General features: G+C 69.5%; 1 protein-coding gene. It reads right to left on the bottom strand.

The window, feature by feature from the left end; all coding sequences use genetic code 11:
* A partial coding sequence (locus ABZ470_RS41660; protein WP_362918726.1) for an AMP-binding protein occupies positions 1-1,341 on the bottom strand: 1,341 nt, incomplete at both ends.

Raw genomic sequence — 1,341 nt, 5'->3', positions numbered from 1 at the left:
GGTCGGTAGGGGGGTGAGGGTGTGGGGTGGGGGCAGGGCGTTGCGGTCGGTCTTGCCGTTGTGGGTGGTGGGCAGGTGGGTCAGGGGCAGGTAGGTGGCGGGGATCATGTAGTCGGGCAGGTGGGGTTGCAGGTGGGTGCGGATGTCGGTGGCGGTGAGCGTTTCCCCGCCCCCGTCCCCGTCTGTGTGGGTGTTTTTGAGGGTGAGGTAGGCGGTGAGGCGGAGGGTTCCGGTGGGGTCGGGGTGGGTGGTGACGGCGGCGTGGGTGATGCGGGGGTGGGTGGTCAGGACGTTTTCGATCTCGGTGAGTTCGATGCGGTAGCCGCGGATTTTGTGTTGGGTGTCGGTGCGGCGTTGGAAGAGCAGGAGGCCGTCGGGGGTGTAGGTGGCCAGGTCCCCGGTGTGATAGAGCCGCCCGCCGGTCGGTGAGGCCGTGATGCCGTCCGAGTTCGTGGTGGCGCTTGAGGCCGTGGTGTCGCTTGAAGGTGTGGTGTCGCCCGGCCGTGGCCTTTGTCCCTGCCTTTGTCCCTGGTCTTGTTCCTGGTCTTGTTCCGGGTTGGGGGTGAGGCCGGGGTTGGGGCGGAAGTGGGTGGCGGTCAGGGCGGGCCGGTTGAGGTAGCCGTGGGCGAGGCTGGGTCCGCTGATGCAGATCTCCCCGGTCTGGCCGGGTTCGGTGATGACCTGTCCGGTGTCGGGGTCGATGAGGTGGACGGTGCGGTCGCCGATGGGGGTGCCGATCGGGATGGTGGGCCGGTCGAGGTCGGCGGGGGTGACCAGGTGGGCGGTGGCGAAGACGGTGCACTCGCTGGGGCCGTAGCCGTGGGCCAGCCGGGTGGCGGGGAGTTCGGCCAGGGCGGTGCGCACGTGGCGGACGGTGACGGCCTCGCCGCCGAAGATGAGTTGCTGGACTCCGGCGAGGAGGTGGGGGCTGGTGGAGATGATCGTGTTGAACGCGGTCGTGGGCAGGAACAGGTGGGTGACCTGGTGGGCGTGGACGGTTTCGGCGACGGTCAGGGGGTCGCGGTTGGTTCCGGTGTGCACCACGACGCGTCCGCCGGTCAGTAGCGGGGGGAGGATCTCGACGAGGTTGCCGTCCCAGGACAGGGCAGAGTGCAGCAGGGTGACGGCGTCGGGTCCCCAGGTGGCGTAGTGCACGTCGGTGAAGAAGCCGTTGATGGCCCGGTGGGGGACGAGGGTTCCCTTGGGCCGGCCGGTGGAGCCGGAGGTGTAGGGGATGTAGAAGACCCGCTCCGGATCGGCTGGGTGTGCCGGGTTGGTGTCCGGCTGGGCGGCGATCGTCTCGGCTTCGGCGGTCAGGTCCAGCACCGGAACCGGGGCAGG

This window comes from Streptosporangium sp. NPDC020072 (assembly GCF_040631445.1).
Lineage (GTDB): Bacteria > Actinomycetota > Actinomycetes > Streptosporangiales > Streptosporangiaceae > Streptosporangium.
Note: the sequence above shows the minus strand (reverse complement) of the source record. Positions and strands in the feature narration are given on the sequence as shown.